General features: G+C 71.8%; 17 protein-coding genes and 1 pseudogene. 13 read left to right on the top strand and 5 right to left on the bottom strand.

Translation table 11 applies throughout. The features are described 5' to 3' along the window. Positions 1 to 23: 23 nt before the first annotated feature. The 7 genes from K4B79_RS20540 (at position 24) to K4B79_RS20570 (ending at position 7,587) form a co-directional block, all read left to right on the top strand. Positions 24 to 2,303 (top strand): HAMP domain-containing protein, encoded by a 2,280-nt coding sequence (locus tag K4B79_RS20540; protein ID WP_232028249.1) that lies wholly within the window; start codon positions 24 to 26, stop codon positions 2,301 to 2,303. Between the two features lie 6 nt (positions 2,304 to 2,309). Continuing rightward, positions 2,310 to 3,581, top strand: coding sequence for a poly-gamma-glutamate synthase PgsB (gene pgsB / locus K4B79_RS20545; protein WP_232028250.1), 1,272 nt, complete (start codon positions 2,310 to 2,312; stop codon positions 3,579 to 3,581). Then, on the top strand, positions 3,578 to 4,060 hold the full coding sequence (locus tag K4B79_RS20550) for a poly-gamma-glutamate biosynthesis protein PgsC/CapC (RefSeq protein WP_232028251.1): 483 nt from the start codon (positions 3,578 to 3,580) through the stop codon (positions 4,058 to 4,060). The genes pgsB and K4B79_RS20550 overlap by 4 nt, the downstream gene beginning before the upstream one ends. A 69-nt stretch (positions 4,061 to 4,129) precedes the next feature. Continuing rightward, positions 4,130 to 5,233 carry an NlpC/P60 family protein gene (locus tag K4B79_RS20555; RefSeq protein ID WP_232028252.1) on the top strand — a complete coding sequence of 368 codons (1,104 nt, stop codon included), beginning with the start codon at positions 4,130 to 4,132 and terminating at the stop codon, positions 5,231 to 5,233. Between the two features lie 99 nt (positions 5,234 to 5,332). Continuing rightward, positions 5,333 to 5,521 carry a hypothetical protein gene (locus tag K4B79_RS20560; RefSeq protein WP_232028253.1) on the top strand — a complete coding sequence of 63 codons (189 nt, stop codon included), beginning with the start codon at positions 5,333 to 5,335 and terminating at the stop codon, positions 5,519 to 5,521. A gap of 90 nt (positions 5,522 to 5,611) precedes the next feature. Next, positions 5,612 to 7,417 carry an ABC transporter ATP-binding protein gene (locus K4B79_RS20565; RefSeq protein ID WP_232028254.1) on the top strand — a complete coding sequence of 602 codons (1,806 nt, stop codon included), beginning with the start codon at positions 5,612 to 5,614 and terminating at the stop codon, positions 7,415 to 7,417. A 26-nt stretch (positions 7,418 to 7,443) separates the two neighbouring features. Continuing rightward, a complete protein-coding gene (locus K4B79_RS20570) occupies positions 7,444 to 7,587 on the top strand; it encodes a hypothetical protein (protein WP_232028255.1) in 144 nt (47 codons plus the stop codon). A gap of 675 nt (positions 7,588 to 8,262) precedes the next feature. Here the strand turns inward: K4B79_RS20570 and K4B79_RS20575 are convergent. Together K4B79_RS20575 and K4B79_RS20580 are read right to left on the bottom strand one after the other, a co-directional pair. Further along, positions 8,263 to 9,552 carry a DUF418 domain-containing protein gene (locus K4B79_RS20575; protein WP_232028256.1) on the bottom strand — a complete coding sequence of 430 codons (1,290 nt, stop codon included), beginning with the start codon at positions 9,550 to 9,552 and terminating at the stop codon, positions 8,263 to 8,265. 142 nt (positions 9,553 to 9,694) lie between these two features. Beyond that, the gene (locus tag K4B79_RS20580; protein ID WP_232028257.1) at positions 9,695 to 10,222 is read right to left on the bottom strand and encodes a hypothetical protein; all 528 of its coding nucleotides are present in this window, start codon (positions 10,220 to 10,222) and stop codon (positions 9,695 to 9,697) included. 338 nt (positions 10,223 to 10,560) lie between these two features. On the opposite strand from K4B79_RS20580, the gene K4B79_RS20585 reads away from it, so the two are divergent. The 4 genes from K4B79_RS20585 (at position 10,561) to K4B79_RS20600 (ending at position 13,397) form a co-directional block, all read left to right on the top strand. Continuing rightward, positions 10,561 to 11,232 (top strand): response regulator, encoded by a 672-nt coding sequence (locus K4B79_RS20585; RefSeq protein WP_232028360.1) that lies wholly within the window; start codon positions 10,561 to 10,563, stop codon positions 11,230 to 11,232. Continuing rightward, entirely contained in the window at positions 11,229 to 12,365 is a 1,137-nt protein-coding gene (locus K4B79_RS20590; protein WP_232028258.1) for a sensor histidine kinase, read from the top strand. Before K4B79_RS20585 ends, K4B79_RS20590 begins: the two co-directional genes overlap by 4 nt. A gap of 403 nt (positions 12,366 to 12,768) precedes the next feature. Further along, positions 12,769 to 12,990: a type II toxin-antitoxin system VapB family antitoxin gene (locus K4B79_RS20595; RefSeq protein ID WP_172629543.1), complete on the top strand. Its 222-nt coding sequence runs from the start codon at positions 12,769 to 12,771 to the stop codon at positions 12,988 to 12,990. Continuing rightward, the gene (locus tag K4B79_RS20600; protein ID WP_232028259.1) at positions 12,987 to 13,397 is read left to right on the top strand and encodes a PIN domain-containing protein; all 411 of its coding nucleotides are present in this window, start codon (positions 12,987 to 12,989) and stop codon (positions 13,395 to 13,397) included. Before K4B79_RS20595 ends, K4B79_RS20600 begins: the two co-directional genes overlap by 4 nt. 396 nt (positions 13,398 to 13,793) lie before the next feature. Here the strand turns inward: K4B79_RS20600 and K4B79_RS20605 are convergent, their stop codons facing one another. Next, positions 13,794 to 13,979 (bottom strand): hypothetical protein, encoded by a 186-nt coding sequence (locus K4B79_RS20605; RefSeq protein WP_232028260.1) that lies wholly within the window; start codon positions 13,977 to 13,979, stop codon positions 13,794 to 13,796. Positions 13,980 to 14,098: 119 nt separating this feature from the next. Here K4B79_RS20605 and K4B79_RS20610 point away from each other — a divergent pair, with 119 nt between their 5' ends. Beyond that, positions 14,099 to 14,437 carry an IclR family transcriptional regulator domain-containing protein gene (locus tag K4B79_RS20610; protein ID WP_232028261.1) on the top strand — a complete coding sequence of 113 codons (339 nt, stop codon included), beginning with the start codon at positions 14,099 to 14,101 and terminating at the stop codon, positions 14,435 to 14,437. On the opposite strand, the pseudogene K4B79_RS48645 reads toward K4B79_RS20610, so the two are convergent. Next, positions 14,382 to 14,563, bottom strand: a pseudogene (locus tag K4B79_RS48645) (arsenite S-adenosylmethyltransferase); the annotation flags it as partial. The gene K4B79_RS20610 and the pseudogene K4B79_RS48645 sit on opposite strands and share 56 nt — an antisense overlap. Before the next feature lie 332 nt (positions 14,564 to 14,895). On the opposite strand from K4B79_RS48645, the gene K4B79_RS20620 reads away from it, so the two are divergent. Continuing rightward, positions 14,896 to 15,786, top strand: coding sequence for a nitrite reductase (NAD(P)H) small subunit (locus K4B79_RS20620; RefSeq protein ID WP_232028262.1), 891 nt, complete (start codon positions 14,896 to 14,898; stop codon positions 15,784 to 15,786). Between the two features lie 90 nt (positions 15,787 to 15,876). On the opposite strand, the gene K4B79_RS20625 is transcribed toward K4B79_RS20620, so the two are convergent. After that, complete coding sequence (locus tag K4B79_RS20625; protein ID WP_445276263.1) at positions 15,877 to 19,575, bottom strand: nSTAND1 domain-containing NTPase; 3,699 nt, start codon at positions 19,573 to 19,575, stop codon at positions 15,877 to 15,879. Between the last annotated feature and the right edge of the window lie 173 nt (positions 19,576 to 19,748).

The following is a 19,748-nucleotide window of genomic DNA, read 5'->3' on the forward strand; positions in this document are numbered from 1 at the left end:
GCCCGCCGAGGCGTCGGGCGGACATGGCCGTGTTAGGAGGTGTGCGGCCGCCACTGGCGGCCCTGCCGGTTCTGTTGGCGCTCGTCGCGGGCCTGACGGTGTTCGCCGTCGGGGGCGATGCCGAACGCGGCGTTCCCGAGGCCGTCCTCAGCTCCCAGCAGCACATCGCCGAGGACGGGGCGGTCGCGCTGCAGGGCGCCGTCGACCAGAGCGTCACCGATCTGCGGACAGCGGCCGCGGACTTCGCGGGCTCCAAGTCCGTACCGGCGGACGGAATGCTGACCCGCCTCAACCGGACCTACCCCAAGTGGCGCGGTACCGCCGTCGTCGACCAGTCCACCGGCCGGCTGCTCGCCGCGCAGGGCGAGGCACTGCCGCTCGGGAAGGTGAACCTTCGGGGACTGCCGGCGAACCCGCCACCGAGACTGGTGCGGGACGACTCGGGCGTCACCCGGCTGCTGGCCTTCGCGACGCTGTCCCGAGGCGGCAGGCAGGAGGTGCTCGTCGCCTCCCAGAGCGTGAAGCTGCCGGGCATCTCCGTCGGCAGGAAACACACGCTCAACGTCGTGGACCGTGCCGGGGCCACCCTCACCTCGGCCGGGCCGGGTTCCGGCACCGACCGGGCCAAGGCGCTGGCCGGCACCGCCGCCCGCGAGGCGCAGACCAAGGCACCGTCGGACACCGCCGCCACCGGCGGCTTCGACGGTCCGAGCGGCAGTCTTGTCCGGGCAGCGGACGGCGACACCCGTACCGCCGTCGGATACGCCGCAGTCGCCCGAGGAACTGCCGCGAAGGAGAGTCCGAGCAGCGGACTCGGACTGACGGTCGTCACGACGGTGCAGACCGAGCGTCATGGGGCCGGGACCGGTCACCTTCGTCTCGCCCTGCTCGCCGCGGCCGTGCTCCTGGCCCTCGCGGCCGGGGCCACCGCCGCCCTGCACCTGCTGGTGCAGCGGCCTGTGCTGCGGTTGTATCGCGAAGCGAAGAGGCTCGGCTCGGGTGACCTCACTGCTCCGGTCCGCGTGCCCCGCTTCGGGGAACCCGCCCGGGTCGGCGCCGCGCTGGAGGCACTGCGCCTTCAACTCCGCGGCAGGGGCGGGTCGTCGCAGGAGACGGTCGCGCGGCCGGCGGCCAAGGGGCGTGTTCCGCGCGGGACGGTCAGGGGCCGGCGCCGGCTCGGACTGCGCACCGTCCTCGTGGTGTGCGCGTTCGCTCTGCTGGCCTGGCCCGCGTCGATGCTGCTGACGCTCGGCAGCACCCTGCCGCGCGCGGCCGCGGTCGTACCGCGGGTGATCTCCGACGATCAGCGGCAACGCACCGAGACGACGGCGGATCGCATGCGCAGGGGGATCAACGACGGATACGCCGATCTCGCCCGTCTCGCCACCGTGATCGACGCTTCCCGGTCGGAGGAGGCGCGCAAGGTCCTCGACCGTTCCCTGGAGCAGCACGGCCGGTATCGGTCGCTGTACGTCGTCGACGGCACCGGCAGGATCCTGGCCCGCGCCGGTGGTGAACCCCGTACGCCGGACAAGGCCCGTGTCAGGACCGGGGTCACGCAGACGAACACCTCCGGCAGGGAACCGGTGCTGGCCGCCGTGGCCGCCCAGCCGGTCAAGGGTGCGCCGGCGAAGGCCGGACGCCACTATGTCGTGGGTGAGTTCAAGGTCCAGTACCTGACCGGCATCCTCAACCGGCCCGGTCTCGGCTCGGTGTGGCTGGTGGACTCCGCGCATCGGGTCATCGCGTCCAACAAGGGGTTCGTGGCCTTCGGGCGGGTCTCCGACAGCCGGCTGCGGGCCCAGATGAAGGACGACCGCACGACCAAGGGCTCCGCCGAACTGCTGCTCGGCTGGAGGAACCCGGCGGTCGCCGCGGTGGCACCGTTCAACGCCAGGCTGGGCGTCGCGGGAGCACTCGGCTGGAAGGTCGCCTCCATCAAGCCGGTGTTCTGGATCGGGCTGCCCGAGTACGAGGCACAGCGGCGGATCATGCTCGTCGGTCTGCTGGGGCTGACGGCGGGCGCCCTCTGCGTCGGCTGGCTGTATCTCGTCGTCGTACGTCCGCTGCGTGACGTCGCCCAGGGCGCCGAGGCGTTGGCAGCCGGGGACCGCACCACGGTGCTCTACCCGCGCTACCACGACGAGGTGGGAGCCGTCGCCCGCGGCCTGGAACTGATCCGACAGCGACTCCCGCGCACCGGCGCACCGCACGCGCCCAATTCCCCGGACAGCGCGCCCGGTTCCCCGGACAGCGCGCCCACCTTCTCCACTTCCCCTTCCGGCCCCGGTCCCAGGAGCTGACCCGCCGTGCTCTTCCTGTACTGCGTCCTCGCGACGTGCTGCGCGGGCCTGCTCGTCGCAGGCATCGTCGAACAGCGCCGCCATGACGCGAATCTGTCCGCCATACCCACCCGAGTGCTGGTCAACGGCATTCGCGGCAAGTCCTCCATCACCCGGCTGTGCGCGGGCGCGCTGCGCGGCAGCGGCCTGGTGACCGTCGCCAAGACCACGGGCACCGCGGCCCGGTTCATCCACCCCGACGCCACCGAGGAGCCCGTCTACCGCAAGTTCGGCATCGCCAACGTCGTGGAGCAGATCGGCATCGTCCGGCGGGCCGCCGCCTACCGGCCCGATGTCCTGGTCATGGAGTGCATGGCCGTCATGCCGGCGCTCCAGGAGATCAACCAGTCCAAGCTGATCCGCTCCACCATCGGCGTGCTCTGCAACGTCCGCGAGGACCATCTCGCCGAGATGGGCCCGACGCTGGACGACGTGGCCCGCTCCCTGTGCCGGTCCCTGCCGGAGGGCGGCATCTGTGTCACCGCGGAGAAGGAGCGCTTCCACATCCTCCAGGAGGAGGCCGCCGCCCGGAACTGCCGGCTGGTCTACGCCGACCCGGAAACCGTCACCGACGAGGAACTGCGCGGCTTCAGCTGGTTCACCTTCAAGGAGAACGTCGCCATCGCACTCGCGGTCGCCGAACTGCTCGGCGTCGACCGTGCGGCCGCGCTGAAGGGCATGTACGAGGCGCCGCCGGACCCGGGTGTGCTGTCCGTCGAGCGGTACCGCGCGCCGGACGGAAAGCGGCTGCGCTTCGCGAACGTCTTCGCCGCCAACGACCCCGAGTCGACGCTGATGAACATCAATCAGCTGCTCGAACTGGGCGCGATCCACCGCCCGTTGCACGTCGTCGTCAACTGCCGTCCCGACCGCGTGGAGCGCAACGGGCAGATGGGCGCACTCATCCCCCAGCTCGACCCGGAGACGGTGTTCCTCATCGGCCACCCCACCAAGTCGGCCGCCGACGCCATACCCGCCCACTGGACCGGGAACGTCGTCGATCTCGGCGGCGACCGCCGCGACCCCGACCAGCTCACCACGGAGCTGCTGGCTCACCTGGGGCCCGACTCCTCGCTCGTCGCCATCGGCAACATCCACGGCCAGGGCGAACTCTTCCTGGAGCGGCTCGCGGCACTCACGCCCGACCACCGCGACGCCGCCGCCGACCCCGCCAACCCGAGCGACGCCCCCACCTCACTCGTCGCCCACCACAACTCCTCGCATGGAGAATCCCGTTGATCCCCGCAGTAGTCACACCCCAGATCGCGGCCATCGGCATCGCCCTCGGTCTGGTCTTCTCCCTCCTGTGCTACCTGACCACGAACCTCTCACCGGGCGGAATGATCACCCCCGGCTGGCTCGCCCTCACTCTCGTCGAGGATCTGCGGCGCGCCGCCATAGTCGCGGCCGTGGCAGGCCTGACCTACCTGCTGACCAAGCTGCTGCAGCGCTTCGTCATCCTCTACGGCAAGCGGCTGTTCGCCTCCGTCGTGCTCATCGGCGTCCTGCTCCAGGCCGGACTCTCCCTCGTGCTCCAACAGCAGTTCCCCACGCTGTTCGCCCATCAGGCCCTCGGGTTCATCGTCCCCGGTCTCATCGCCTACCAGTTGGAGAGGCAGCCCAAGACAGCGACGGTCCTCTCCACCGGCGCGGTCACTTTCGCCACCTACGTGATCTTGGTGTCCGGGCTGCTGCTGGGCGCCCTGCCCACGACATGAGCCGCCCTCTCACCGACCTGCGGCGCCATCTCTCCTTCCCCTCATCGGAGTTGACCAGTGAAACGCCTCTTGCCCAGAACCCGTAGGTTCTCCCTGACCAGGAACGCGGTCCTGTTCCTGGTGACAGCTGTCCTGCTCGCGGCGAGCTGCGCGCTGTCCCTGCAGCTCAGGCACCTTATCGACAAGCCGACGGCAGCGCCGGTACCGCCCGTGTCACAGGTGTCACGGGCATCACTGGCGTCACCGGGTGCCGAAATCCGGGTCAGGAGCGGCCTGCTGCGCTTCGAGCGGATCGACAACCCCGCCCGCACGGTCGCCCGCGACCCGCGCGGCACCGTCATAGCCACGTTCACCGACGGCGCCCGTACGGCCGTACTGACAGGGCCCGGCAGGACCTTCGCGGAGCCGCGTACGGCGGGTGCCGAGGTCGTCACCAAGAGCTGGGTGCGGCTGCTGCCCAAGCCATGGGCCCGTGGCGCGGAGAAGAGCGGCTGGTTCAAGACCTGGCTCGGGCCCCGGCTCGGCAGCCGCGCCCCCGACATCCTCGCCACGGCCTTCGACTACGTCGCCGGTGCCCCGGTCCGGACGACGGCAGCGGGAGTCACATACAGCGGTGCCGCCCGCTACACACCCGACACCGCCGGCGATGCCAGGCGTGCCGCGCGAGGGAAGCCGAAACCGCGCACGGGCTCGGACTTCTACGACTACCTGGGCATCCCCTGGACCTTCCCCGACACGGTCACCCGCCGCCCCGAGAAGGACCGCGCGCGCTCCGTCGACAGCTCCGGCTATGTCCGGCTGGTGTACGGATACCGCTCGGGGTTCCCGCTGAACAGCAGGGACAGCGCGGCGGGCAACGGGCTGCAGCGGACCCCCGACGCGATCGCCCGCGGGCGGCTCGGCGTACCCGTGATCCCCCTCACCGACCGCCGCCCCGCTGTCATCCAGCAGCTCCAGCCCGGCGACCTGGTCTTCTTCAGAACAAAGGAACTGCCCGGCGGACGGATCGGCCACATCGGTATCTACCTCGGCCAGGACACCGCCGACCACCCGCGCTTCATCTCCAGCCGGAAGAACGCGGGCGGCCCCACCATGGGCGACAAGGGCGGCACCTCACGGCTCGACGGTGACGGCTACTACGCACAGGGGCTGCGAGGGGCCCGACGCCTCTGACCCGCCGCCCCTCATGCGGGCGGCTCCAGCCACTCGGCGGGGGTGCACCCGACGATCGCCGGATGGCCGACGGCAGGCCGGGGCTTCCAGGCTGGTGGCATGACACAGCGTGCGCATGAGAGGGAGCTCGCGGGCCGTGGTGACGCCGGGCGACGCAGGAGCGAGCTCCGGGAGTTCCTCGGCTTGGCGTTGGTGGCGGGCGGCCTCTGTCTGGCCGTCGTACGCCCAGAACTCGGCGACGAAGTTGTGCACACGCTCGCCACGAGGGCCGTCGAACTGTCCCGTTGAGCCGCCCCCCAAGGCCCCCGCGCGGGCCGGCGCCCGCATTCGCCGACGCGGTGCGCGGCCGACCACGTAGACACCCGGGAAAGGAATCCTGTGAACACCGCATCCGCCCCAGAGGCGACGGATGTCGAGTCCCTGCGCGCCCGCGAGACGCTCAAGGCGTTGTACGGGTACGTCCGTCCGCACCGGTGGGCCGTCGCGCTCGGTCTGCTGTTGTCGCTGGTCGGGGCCGCCGGGGGGCTGCTGCAGCCGCTGGCGACGAAGACGCTGGTCGACCGGCTCTCGTCCGGTGGCACGATCGGCACCATCCTGCTGGCCATGACCGTTCTGGTCCTGCTGAGCATGGTGGCCGAGGCGTTCGGTGCCTATGTGCTGGAGCGGACGGCGGAGTCGGTGGTGCTCGCCGCCCGCCGCAGCCTCATCGGACGGTTGCTGCGGCTGCGCCTCACGGAGGTGGACCGGATGCAGCCGGGCGATCTGATGTCCCGGGTGACCTCCGACACCACGCTGTTGCGGGCGGTCAGCACCCAGGCGGTGGTCTCCGCGGCGACGGGGGCGGTGACGCTGGTCGCGGCGGTCGTGGTGATGGCGTTCCTCGATGCCGTCCTGCTGGGCGTCACGCTGGGCGTGGTCGCGGTCGTCGGTGTGGCTGCCGTCCTGGTGCTGCCGAGGATCGGGCAGGCCGCCGAGCGCGCGCAGGCGGCTGTCGGGGAGATGTCCACGGGCCTGGAGCGGGTCTTCGGCGCGTTCCGTACGGTGAAGGCGTCCGGCGCCGAGCAGCGGGAGACCGCTCGCGTCGAGGCGGCGGCCCGCAGGGCGTGGCGCCACGGCGTGCGCGGCGCGAAGTGGGAGGCCGTGCTGGGTTCGGCGGACGACCTCGCCGTCGAGCTGGCGTTCCTCGCGGTACTCGCCGTCGGCGGGGCTCGCGTGGCGTCCGGGGACATGCCCGTGTCCACGTTGATCGCGTTCCTGCTGTACCTCTTCTTCCTGATGGAGCCGGTGTACAAGCTGGTCGAGGCAGCGTCCCACTACCAGGAGGGCGCGGCCGCGATCGCCCGGATCGCGCAGGTGGACGGCCTGGCGACGGAGCCGCAGGACCGGCACCGGTCGGTGCGGCCCGCGGCGACCCCGGTGGTGCGGCCGCGTCCGGCGTCGGTTCGCTTCGAGGAGGTGTCCTTCCGCTACGGGCCCGGGTTGCCGGACATCCACCGGCGGGTGGACTTCGAGGTGCCGGGCGGCGGGATGACGGCGTTCGTCGGTCCCTCCGGCGCGGGCAAGTCGACGGTCTTCGCGCTCGTCGAGCGGTTCCACGAAGCGACGGGCGGCCGCGTCCTGGTCGACGGCAAGGACGTGACCGAGTGGCCGCTGTCCGAGCTGCGGTCCGTCATCGGGTACGTCGAGCAGGACGCGCCGGTGCTGGCCGGCACGTTGCGGGAGAACCTGGTCTTCGCCGCGCCCGGCGCGACCGACGACGACATACGCGAGGTCCTCGCCCGGACCAGGCTCGACGCCCTCGTCGAGCGTCTCCCGCACGGCCTGGACACCCCGGTCGGGCATCGCGGCACGAAACTGTCCGGCGGCGAGCGCCAGCGCATCGCGATCGCCCGCGCGCTGCTGCGCAGGCCCCGGCTGCTGCTCCTGGACGAGGCGACCTCGCAGCTCGACGCCGTCAACGAGCTGGCACTGCGGGACGTCATCGCCGAGACGGCACGCGAGACCACCGTGCTGGTGGTGGCCCACCGCCTGTCGACCGTCACGGACGCCGACCGCATCGTCGTCATGGACGCGGGCAAGGTCCGCGCGGTCGGCACCCACGAGGAGCTGGTGGCCGAGGACGAGCTGTACGCGCAGCTCGCGGCGACGCAGCTCCTGACCTCGGCGGGACGCCCCCGCGGGTGAGACGGGCCTGACCTGTGGGCTCGCCGGTGCCGTCGGCCGTCATCCACCGGCTGCCCCCGCCGCGCAGCCGGCAGCCGGCCGGCTGCGGCGGTTCGCTGCCCGCCCAGTCCGTCCCTCACCCGGGAGTCCCCATGCCCGTGCTCATGGCCAAGGGCGAGCGGGCCCGCTGAGCAGGCCGGACGTCCGCCCGCTCGACCTGATGCGCACGGCATCGGCCGGCAGCCCACTCCGCGCGCCCCGGTACGCCCTTCCGACCGCGGGCTCCCACGGCGCTGACCATGGCGGCGGTGACCGCGCAGCCGACGCGTGGATCACGACGGTCATCGGGGAACCGGCGACCCGCACCACCTTCGCGGACCTCCGCCAGGCCAGCGAGCGCCATGCCTGAGCACGCGCGCACGATCCCCGCACCACTCGGCGCCGCCGACACCCGGCACACCGGCCAACGGGTCACAGCACACGAGGATTTCGGGGAGTACGCACGCCTGCGCCGCGACGCCCTGGCCGCGGCCCGATACCCACAGGGCAGCCCCCGGCCGCGCACGGACGGGAGTCTGCGGGTGTCCCGACTGCCGATTCACGTTCGCCTGGGCGTTCGCTTGTGGAGCTCCCCTGGACGGCTGGTCATCCACCGCACCGCGTCCGAGGCCGGTCGCCTTTTGAACAGGCCCACGCATGTCCCGCAGCTGTCCGGACCGCGTCCGTGGACGACCGGTTGGCGCCAGGCGGAGCTGGGATCAGTCGGCCAGGGACCACAGCCGAGGCCCGCAAGGGTGGTCCCCTTGCGGGCCTCGGACGGCCGACCGGGCCGGGATGGGCAGGAAGCGGGCCGCCCCGGCCTGACCTCACCGGATGTACTTGGCGGGCTTGGTGGCTGCGTTGAGCAGGTACTCCAGGGGGCCGCGGCGGAAGAAGCGGGACCAGATCGCGGCGAACACGATCGCCCCCAGGATGTACGTGAGCACGGGCACCCAGGACGTCGTGGTGCCGGCGCCGGAAGCGGGCCACGCGGACTGTGCGAGGAAGTGGCCGACGTAGGCCGTCAGGGACATCGTGCCCACGGCGATGACCGGTTTCGCCAGGCGGCGCAGTCGCGGCAGGCGGTCGATCGCCACCGTCGCGCCCACGATCACGAGGATCGCGACACCCAGGCAGCCGATGGTGTCGAGGGTGGTGCCGGTGTGCGACACGGCACCCAGCAGGTCCGAGGCCGACTGCACGGGCCCGCCGGACCCGCTGCCCATGGACCCGCTGCCCATGGACCCTGCCCCGGGACCGCTGCCCATGGACCCCGCTCCGGAGCCACTGGGCGGCCCTTTGCCTCCCCCGAAACTCAACACCGCGCTCGTGCCCCCCAGCAGCGCGGCCAGGCCGTAGGCGCCCGCGGTGAGGCTTGCACCGAGCGCCGCCAGGCGCCGCTGGACGGTGGCGGCGGTCAGGTCGAGGCGGGCCAGCGCCATGCCGGCGATCACGAACGCCATCCACGTGATCGTCGGGTAGAGGCCCGTGAGCAGCAGATCGAGCACTCCCACGGTGCTGAGCTTCTCGAGCGGGTCGTGGGCGTTGATGCTCTGCTGGACGGAGTCGCTCAGCCACATCTTCACCACGAACGCGAGCTGCGGCATGACGAGCGCGATCCCCGCCGCGATGATCGCCAGCGTCTTGGCGCTCAGTCGTACCAGGAGCAGCGCGAGGAGGAAGTAGACGCCGTAGTAGGCGAGGATGATGATGTCCCCGTACTCCATCGCCAGCACGGTGCCCAGCGCCAGCAGGATCACGGCGCGGATGGCGATCCGGGCCTTCGCCTGCCGGCCCGCCAGGCCGGTCCTGGGCTCGAGGCGGCCGGCGATCAGCATCAGCGAGAACCCGGCGAGAGTGGCGAACAGGGCCGACGAGCGCCCCTCCGCCAGGGAGTACACCCAGCTGCCGAGGTCGTTCCCGGCCGACGGCATCGGGGCGATGTGCACGATGTACATGCCGAACACCGCCAGCGCGCGGGCCAGATCCAACCCGACCAGGCGTCCCATCGAGGGGCCGGCCGAGACCTGCCCGGCGGACTCGGACGAGGTTCGGGGCCGTGGAGGCGAGTTCTCCTGCCGAGCCGGTGTCTCCTGGGGCGGCTGTATCTGTGTCATACGGAAGATGCTTCGGTGCCGCCGCGCGGCGGACCATCCGGCAGGCTTCGGTGACACCCCCGCCGACCGGCCGGGACCGCCCCGCCGACCGGCGGAACAGCCCCGTGTGGGCCGGTCGGCGGGCCCCGGACGGTCAACTGCCCTACTTGATGAGGGCGTTGGCCACCACGACCGCGAGTCCGAGCAACGCGTCCACCGTGCCGATCTTCAAGGCGGAGCCCCACGTGCGACCGGCGGCGCGGGCCGCGAGCAGGCCCCAGGCGAACAGCAGCACCACGTTCACGGCGAAGGCCACGTACTCGATGCCGGCCGAGGGCCACCACCCCCAGCCCGCGCCGAGCAGCAGGAGCAGTGTCGGCACCGTCGCCACCACCAACGGCCACTCGGACAGCAACAGCCGCAACCCGTCGCGCACACCGTGACGGGTCCGGTCGCCGCGCAGGGCGATCAGATGTGCGTAACCGTGTGCCAAGGCCGATGCGACGGCCGTGACCAGGAGCCACTGGGCGCTGCTGAACCGGTCGGCGGGCGCCGTCTCACCCTGTTCCGTCAGGGCGGCCACCATGGAGCTGGCCAGTACCGCCCCGTACACGCCCCCGAACAGCACATGGGGCCGCGCCGCACAGCGGCGCAGAGCACGGACAGGCTGACGAAGGTACAACTCGGGCATGGCTGGGTGATCCTCGAACGGTTCGGAAATGCACTGTGGCCGGCAGACCCGGTCGGGCCCACGGACCGATCCCACCGGACGAGAACCACGGACACCATCCGCCGAGCCACGCTCACCAGCCCGCCGATGGGCCGGAGCGCTCCCCCCGACCGGCTGGAACCGGCCTGCCGGGTGGTGGGAGTCCACAGCGGCCGCACCGTCGCGCGCCCGGCCGCACATACTGTCGACAGCGAGCGATCACCGTACGAGAACGTGGACGCCCCGATGCGGGGCGTACGGGTCGCCGAGAAGCTGGACAGAGCAGACGAGTGTGAGGCGGAACGCCGGTGATCCGGGTAGTGGTGGTGGACGACGAGGCGCTGGTGCGGTCCGGGTTCGAGCTGATCCTGAACGCCTCCGAAGACATCCAGGTCGTGGCGACCGCGGAGGGAGCACGGGCCATCGACGCCATCCGGCGCGAGCGTCCGGACGTCGTGCTCCTCGACATCCGCATGCCGGACGTGGACGGCCTGACCGTCCTCAGTCAGATCCAGACGCTGCCCGAGCCGCCGACGGTGGCCATGCTGACCACGTTCGACACCGACGAGTACATCCTGACCGCGCTGCGCTCGGGAGCCGCGGGCTTCCTGCTCAAGGACACCGAGCCCGAACAACTCGCCCAGCTCGTCCGCACCCTGGCCGCGGGCGGGGTGGTGATGTCCCCGAAAGCCTCGCGGACGCTGCTGCGCGGCCATCCGGGGGCGGACGCGCCCGAGGTCGCGGAGGACGTGGCGCGCGTGAACCTGCTCACCGACCGCGAACGTGACGTCCTCGTCCTGATCGCGGAAGGACTGTCCAACGCCGACATCGGCACCCGCATCCATCTGAGCGCGGGCACCGTCAAGGACCACGTCAGCTCGATCCTGACCAAGCTCCGGGTCGCCGGCCGAGTCCAGGCGGCGCTCCTCGCGGAGCGGGCCGGACTGCTCGGCGTCGACGGCGCCGACACGGCCCGGGGCAACGCGGGATGAGTGCGGGTCGGGCACTGTGGCGGCGGGTGCCGTCCTGGGCCGTCGACGCGGGCCTCGTCGTGCTCGCCGCGCTCGACGCCTGGATCAACCTCGACGACGAGGCGACACCCCTCATGTGGGCCTGCGCCGCCCTCGGCAGCGCCGGACTGCTCCTGCGCAGGCGCTTTCCGCTCGCCGTCTTCCTGCTGACACTGCCCATGCTGCTGTTCATGGACGTGGGAGTCGCGCCGATCGCCGCGCTGTACACACTGGCCGCGCACACCCGCAACCGCCCGCTGCTGGCCGGCAGCGCCCTGCTGAACGCGGCGGCGACCACCCTCGCCTGGCCCCTGTCCGACACGTTTTCCGGCGACCCGTTTCCCGGCGACCGGACCTGGACGCTCATCGAGTTCGTCTACACGCTGGCCATGGCCTTCGCTCCGATCCTGTGCGGCCAGCTCGTGCAGGCCAGACGCGACGTGGCCCGCCAACTCGTCGAGGTCCAGGTGGCCCGCGAACACGAACGCGCCCTGTACGCCCAGTCCGTCCTCGCCCGCGAACGCGCCCAACTGGCCCGCGAGATGCACGACGTCGTCTCCCACCAGGTCAGCCTCATCGCCGTACAGGCCGGAGCCCTGCAGGTCGCCGCCAAGGACCCCGATGCCCGCGACGCCGCCCGCACCATCCGCACCCTGAGCGTGAACACCCTCGACGAACTCCGTCACATGGTCACCCTGCTGCGCGCCTCCGGCGGCAAGGAAACCGAACTCACCCCCCAGCCCACCCTCGCCGACCTCCAGCAGCTGATCGCCAACAGCGGCATCGAGACCACCCTGACCGGGGAGCTCCCGCCCGGCATCAGCACAACCGCCCAACGCACCGTCTACCGCACGGTCCAAGAAGCCCTGACGAACGTCCGCAAGCACGCCCCGGGCGCCCGCGCCGAGGTACGCCTGTGGCACGACACACAGCACTTCGGCGTCACCGTCACCAACACCGCCCCCACCCGCCCGACCGTCGCCCTGCCCAGCGCCCGGCACGGCCTGATCGGCCTGAGAGAACGCGCCGAACTGCTGGGCGGCACCCTCACCGCCGAACCCACCCCACAGGGCGGATACGAGATCGAACTACGGGCCTCCACCCGGCCCGCCTGAGCACAACCCGCCCGACACGGACCGGCGCTCCTTCGCGGAACGCGACTTGGCCCCGTACCTCTCGGCCAAGGCGCTGACGCTGGTCACGGCCCACGGACAGCAAAAAGGCCCGGGTCTCTGACCTGCACAGATGTCCTTCTTCAGGAGCGGTCGTGAGGGTGGGGTCGCGCCGTTGTTGACCGTGGTTGTCCGCTCTTACGGGCACGCTGTGGGCACGGATGCCACCAGCAGCCGGCCATGCGTTCGCGCGACGCCTGCGCCGACCGGACCGCATCGCCTCTGAGGCTGATCTGGAATGTCCGTCGCGACTGCACATGCCGGGAGCCGACACTCCGCCGTGGACCCGGGAATGTTGGTGACGTATTCTTCTACATACATCACCAACATTGAGAGGAGGTGTCGTATGTCTGTGACCCAGATCGACATCGACGACGACGCCCTGGAACGCGCCATGGCTCTGTCCAAGGTCAGGACCAAGAAGGAGGCCGTCAATCTCGCTCTGCACTTCTACGCCGAGCAGCAGGAGCGCGCGGCGCGCATCAGCCGTCACTTCGAGCGCGCGCGTGAGTGGGGTGCCGTCGAGGACGCCGAGCGTCTGCACAGGGCGGAGAAGCACAGCAGGTGATCTACTTGCTCGACACGTCCGGCCTGGTCCGGCTGCTCCGGGACCCAGAACTGCAATCGGCCTGGTATGACGCGATCGACGCCGGGGCCATCGCATCCTGTTACGTGCAGCGAGCCGAGTTCCTGTACAGCGCCCGGAACGGCCGTGAGTACGACGAGATCGCGGAGATGTTCACCGACCTTTGTCCCGATGCGGCGGTGCCGAAGAACGCGGGGCGTTGGATCAGCGCGGTGCAGCACCGTATGGCCCAGGCTGGGGCGCATCGCAGCGCCTCGGCGGTGGACCTCGTCATCGCCGCCACCGCCGCCCACCACGGCCTGGCTGTCCTCCACGACGATGCCGACTACCGTGCCATTGCCCGGCACGCATCCGACCTGCTCGAGCACAACGTCCACGACATCGCCTGAGGTGCTTTCCCCACTCCACTTGTTGACCGTGGTTGTCCCCTCTGAAGGGCACGCTATGGGCACGGCGCTCGACGACGGGCGGGTGCCGCGCTGAAGTGGCCCACTTTCCGCACGGGGTCGGTCCGTGCCGGTACCGACTGCGCGGAGCCGTTGCGTGTGCACATGGATGGCTGACCCCCGCCATACCTGGGAGCGACGCCGACTCCGCAGCCCGCCGACGGCTCGGCCGGCCGCTACTGACCTTGTTCAAGCAGCATGTCGACCATCGTCCGGCTCACACCACCGGTCTCGTCGGCGGCACCGGTGATCGGGACGGGATCGCGCTCCGGCATCAAGGTGTCCTCTGTCTGGCGGAAGTGGGACGGCTGTTCGGAAAGCCCAGGCGGCGCCTGCGCGTCAGCCCGGCAGCTGGTTCATCTTGCGGATCTGCTTGTCGAAGACCCCGGTGGGAGCGAGACGGCGCAGTACGCGTGCGCGCCCGGCCCGGGCGGCTTCGCCCTCGGCCGCTGCGCGGCCCGCCTGTGTGTCCCCGCACCTGCCGCCGGCCGCCCGCGCCGTCCTGGACCACCTTCGGGCCCGCATCCGCTGGGGTGTGCATCTGGCGTCCTTCACCACCGACCGCCCGCTGATGACCGACCCGGACCCCGACCACCCACCCTCCGAGGAAGCCCTCCTCGCCCGATCTCCCACGCCTCCGCGCTGTGCAAGCTCCTCCTGCCGACCAGCACGACTGGCACGCCCTCACCCACGACCTGCGCCGCTTCACCCCGTCCACGATCACCGACGGCGCCGAACTGACCGCCGAACTCAAGCAGATCGCCGAGACCGGCCCCGCCCGCCAGCGCGACCAACTCCGTGCGGACCGAGGCTGCCTCGCCGTACCCATCCGCCACCCCGCCACCGGCATCGTGGTCGCCGGCCTCGCCCTGTCCGGCCCACCGGCCCGAGTGGCCCAGCCGAACACCGAGCACGGCTGGCACCCCTACTGGCCTGAGCGGCGTCGGCGAGGGCGAGGGCCGGGGTGGTCTCGACGTCGGTGAAGCCCGCGGCCTCCAGACCCGCCGGTACTCGGTGAACGACAGCGCGCCGGCGATGCAGCCGGCGCAGTCACCGCGCGCGGCCCGCTGCCCCGGCGTGAAGGCGTCGTCCGCGACCATGTCCCGAACGGCCGCCGTTCGCACGGCAGTTCGTGAGGGTGACGACGCCGGCAGCCGCCAGGAGGCGCTCGCTGCTGGCCGGGCGCTGCTCGCCGTCGCTTCCGCATCCCGCCTGAAACAGGATCGACGGCCGGAGTACGTCCCGCCGACCTGTGCGCGGGGTTGTTTGCCCTGGTGGAGGGGGGTGCCGAACAACACTCGGGCGGCCAGCCTTGGTCATGCTGTCGGGCTGACGTCCCGCGACCACGGGATTTCGAGCACCGTCGCGGCGCCTACGGAGACGACCGCACAGCCCGCCCGGCAGCAGCCACCTGACCAACGGTCATCGAAGAAAGTCCTCCATGAAGAGCAACAGAAAACTGGTGCAGGCCTCCCTCTCCCTGATCGCCACGGGCCTGCTCGTCGGCGCGTCGGCCTTCACCGCGAACGCGGCATCGAATTCCGGGGCGTCGTTCCCGAAGCAGGATCCGGCGCAGTGCACGGCTTTCGGCAAGAAGGCCGACGCGCGGAAGGCGGCCGACACCGGCCAGGAGGTGATCGGGCTGTGGACCGACATCTTCGACATGCCCGAAGCCCAGAAGCTGTACGAGACCTACCTCACTCCTGGCCCGGTGACGCACGAGCGGACCAAGGTCGGCGGCAAGCAGGTCCTCGCCGACTTCCGGAACGCCGACGAGACGAAGAAGGCCGTCAGCGGGATCGTCGACAGCCTCAAGGGCAAGCTCGCCACCGACTCGCCCGTGGTCGGGCAGAACTACAGCCTCAAGCAGGCGGGCCTGGGAACGGATCTTCCGATCGCCTGGAGCGACCTGGAAACCACCCCGGGATTCGTCGCGGGCGGTCTCAGCGGCGTGGAACTCGCCGACGGGACCTTCGTACCGGACCAGCGGAAGATCACCGGGACGTACTCACTGGCCCGGACGACCGTGAACGGCAAGGCGAAGGTCACCCTCGACGTGCGCGGGCTGACCCTCACCGTGCGCGACGCGATCGACTTCTGCCCGGGCAACCTCGGCAGCGGCATGATCCGCGACGTGTCGCTGGGTATGAGCCGCCTGGAGCGGACTCCGTACCGGGACACGAAGACGTGCGACGCCGAGGCGAAGTGCTTCTACGCGAAGCCGGTGCTCTTCAAGGTCACCGTGCCGTTGAACAACGTCTCCGTCGATGTGACGGACGCGTTGTCGGGTAAGGCCGGTACCGGTGAGGCCGGTACCGGTACGACCCGGTGACCTGGTCCCCGTGAAGGACGGGGCACCGGAGATCCGGAGAGGCCCTTCCCCGCGCCGCTGGATCTCCGGTGCCCTCAGGACCTGCCTCCCTCAGTCCGAGCAGAGCTTGCGGTACGGCACGTCCGGGAGGTAAGTGCGCCACGCGTCCCGGGTGAGGTCCGCGCCGCCGACCCGCTCGCAGACCCGTGTCACGGCACGCTCGGTGTTCACGGTGTACCGCTGGAGCGGGACGTGGGCGCTCCCGGCGTAGAGGGTGTCGCTGTCACTGCTGAACGCGAGGGTGTCGATGCTCTCGCCGGCTGTGGTCAGGGGCCCGCCGAGGAACTGCTGGGTGGCGGTGTCCCAGAGCTGGAGGCTGCCCCCCGTACCGCCCACGGCCAGGGTGCGGCCGTCGGGGCTGAGGGCGAGGGCGCTGACCGCTTCCGGGAGGCCGTCGAGCGGGGCGGGGAAGACGTTCGGCAGGATGCCCGCACGGTGGCGGAGCGTGCCGTCCCACAGGGCCACGCGGCCCGTCAGATCGCCGGCCGCCAGACGGGAGCCGTCGGGGGCGAAGGCGAGGGCGCCGATCAGGTCGCCCTGGACCAGGTCGTGGGCGACGGCCGTGCCCGCACGAACGGTTCGGTCGTCGGTGACGAGGAGACGGCCGTCGGGGTGGACGGCCAGGTGGGAGCCGGCCCGGCCGGGCAGGACCGCGGTTCTGCGGTGACGGGCGACGTCCCATGCCTCGTCGCGCAGTTGGCCGATGCGCGGTGCGCGGGCGGCGTAGAGGGTACGGCCGCCAGGGCCCAGGGCGACTGCGACCGTGCCCGCGGCGGATGCCCGGATCGCCACGTCCAGGGTGGTGCGGGCGCGGTCGTGCGGCACGTCCCAGACCGTGAAGCGTTGTGACACGGACTTCACGAGGGGAGTGGAGACGCCGTAGACGAGCGCGGTGCTGTCGGGACCGAACGCCATCAGAGCCGCTCTGTCCTGCGGGACGAGCGGCGGCGTACGGTCCCCGGCGACCGGCGGCGGCGGGGCCGGCAGGGTCCGCAGGACGCGGCCGTCGCGGGTGTCGCGGAGCTGGAAACGGTAACGGGCGCCGTCGCCGGAGAGTTCGGCGGTGGCGAGCGTACGGCCGTCCGGGCTGAGCACCTCTACGGACAGGGGGTGGGCGCGCCAGGCGGAGGTGACCGCCGCGGTGAGGTCGAGGGAGTGGACGGTCCCGCCTTCGAGGTAGCGCAGGACGGGGCGGGCGGGGTCCCAGGCGAGGCCGCCGTACGTCAGTCGCCGGCTGTTCAGGGCGTACCGGAAGACCGGGGCGCCGGGCGCCGACAGTCGCCACACCTTGATCTCACGGCTGTCGGCGGTGGCGAGGAAGTCGCTGTCCTTGCTGAAGGCGGCGTACTGCACGCCCGGGTCGGCCAGATCGGCGACCCGGCGTCCGGAAGCGGTGTCCCAGACACGCACCTCCTTCGCGGACAGGGCCGCGAGCCGGGCACCGTCGAACACGAGGGTGTCGGGGGCGTCGTCACAGGCGCCGCGGGCTTCTTCCCAGGCACCGGGCAGAGCACGCCGACTGCCGGTGTCCCAGACCTGCGGGGTCCTTCCGGTGGGGCAGACGGCCACCAGCCGGTCGTCGGGACCGGGGGCCACCCTTCCCTGAGCGGCGCCCCGGGTCTCGAAGAGCACCCTGCCGTCCGTGGCGGAAAGCAGCCGTACGCGGGCGTCATCGATGCCGATCGCCAGGTAACTGCGGCCACTGGCCCCGAGTTCCACGATGGCGGACGCCACCTTCGGGGCGCCGGTCCAGCGGCCGTCGACCGTGTCCCAGAGGCGTACGCCGTCTCCCGCGTCGATGGCGACCAGCCGGGAGTCCGGACCGGCCCCCAGCACACTGCCCTCCGGCAGCCGCCCCGAGGCGGCAAGGCGGCCGGTGTCGACGTCCCACCTGCGCCAGGTACGACCGTCGACGCTGAGCAGGGTGCGGCCGGAGTCGGCGAGGAAACGCGTGGAACTCTCGCCCGGTGAGGGGTCGGTGAACATACCCGCCTCGGGCTGGGCGAGGGAGCCGAGCAGGGCACGGCGGGACTCGGGCAGCGGGGAGGTGCGCCAGGCGGCGACACCGAGGAGCATGGCGGTCCGTGGGTCGGTGGTGCGCAGGCCGTCGGCGACGGCGGCGACGCGGCGTGCCGCCGTGTCGGTGCGCTGCCGCTCATTGTCGCGGTGCTGCCGCCAGGCGGTCAGGCCGGCCACGAGCGCCACCGCCAGTACGGCGGACAGCGTGGTGAGCAGCAGCCGCGAGCGCCGCGCACTGCGGACGGCGGCCCGTTCCTCCGCCTCGCGGGCCTCCAGCGCGGCCCGCAGGAACGACCGCTCGGAGACGGTCAGCGAGTCGTCGTCCGCGAAGGACTCCTCCGCGCGGGCCAGGCGCGTGCCCCGGTACAGGTCGCCGGGGTCGCGGTCGTGCTCCAGCCAGGTGCGGGCGGCTTCGGTCAGACTCCGGTGGTGCCGCAGCCGTTCCCGGTCCTCGTCGAGCCAGCCCCGCAACCTGGGCCAGCCGGTGATCAGTGCCTCGTGCGCGAGGTGGACGCCGTCCTCGTCCAGGGTGAGCAGCCGGGCCTCCGTCAGCCGCGCCACCACGGCCGGCACCTCGGGGTCCGTGAAGCCGTCCAACTCGGCCCGGGTCAGGGGGCGCCGGGTGTCCGGGGTGCCCCGGCCGGGCTCGATCAGCCGCAGCAGCAGCTGCCGGGCGGTACGCCTGCGGCCGGGGGACAGCTGGGCGTACGCCTCCTCGGCGGTGGCCGCGATCGCGCCGCGTATCCCGCCGGCCGCCTCGTACGCGGAGAGGCTGAGCAGTCGCCCCTTGCGGCGTCGCCAGGTCTCCAGCAGCGCGTGCGAGAGCATCGGCAGGGCGCCGGGCTCGTCCAGCACCTCCTCGACGATCCGCGCGGTCAGTTCCCGTTCCACCTGGAGCCCGACCGCCTGCGCCGGCCTGACGACCACCTCGCGCAGTTCGTCCGCGCTCATCGGCCCGACCGGCAGTCCCACGCCGCGCAGGGAGTCCGCCAGGCCCCGGTGTTCGGTGCACCGGGCGTAGAAGTCGGCGCGTACGGCGATGAGCACCCGCAGCCTGCTGTCCGGCTCGCGGGAGGCGAGCAGCAGGTCGATGAACCGGTCCCGTTCGGCACGGTCCCGGCACAGGGTGAAGACCTCCTCGAACTGGTCCACCACCACCCAGCTCTCCGGCTCGCCCTCCGCCGGTGCCAGCAGGTGCCCGTACGTCGTCGCGGGCCTGGCCCCGGGAGTCAGGATCCGCAGCACCGCCGGGCGGTCGCGGCGCGCGATCTCCTCCTGGACACGGGGGATCAAACCGGCGCGCAGCAGCGACGACTTGCCGCTGCCGGACGCCCCGAACAACACCGCGAACCGGTGCCCGGACACCAGCTCGCACAATTCGTCGACCAACCGGTCCCGGCCGAAGAACAGCTCACGGTCGGCCGGCTCGAACCGGGCCAGCCCCAGGTACGGCGGCGAAGCGTCCCCCGCGCCGCGCACCGACACCCGCGCCGCCTCGTCCGCCGCCTTCCACCGCGGCTCCCACTCCGCCGGATCACCACCGCACGCCCGCACATACCCCTGGAGGACGGCCAGTGACGGCAGCCGCTCCCCTCCCGCCGCCTGGGACAGGGTTGTCACCGAAAAGCCCGCCACCCGGGCCATGCTCCGGTACGGCGGGCTGCCGGCGGCCCGGCGCAACTCGCGCAGCTCATGGGCGAGGCGCTGCACAGGACCGTCATCGGGATCCACCGGTCTTTCGGGACGCCCCACAGATCAGCTCATTCCCCACAGAGGACAACGCTCGGCAGCCACCCTACGACCCGGCGGCCGACACGGAATCGCCTGGTCGCCGAAGCCGCGGCCCCCTGCCACGAGACGCCCACCGCACCCCACAGACGCACCGGCGCTCAAGCCCAACCGGA

Origin of the sequence: Streptomyces lincolnensis (genome assembly GCF_021173675.1) — a bacterium.
GTDB classification, from domain to species: domain Bacteria; phylum Actinomycetota; class Actinomycetes; order Streptomycetales; family Streptomycetaceae; genus Streptomyces; species Streptomyces lincolnensis_B.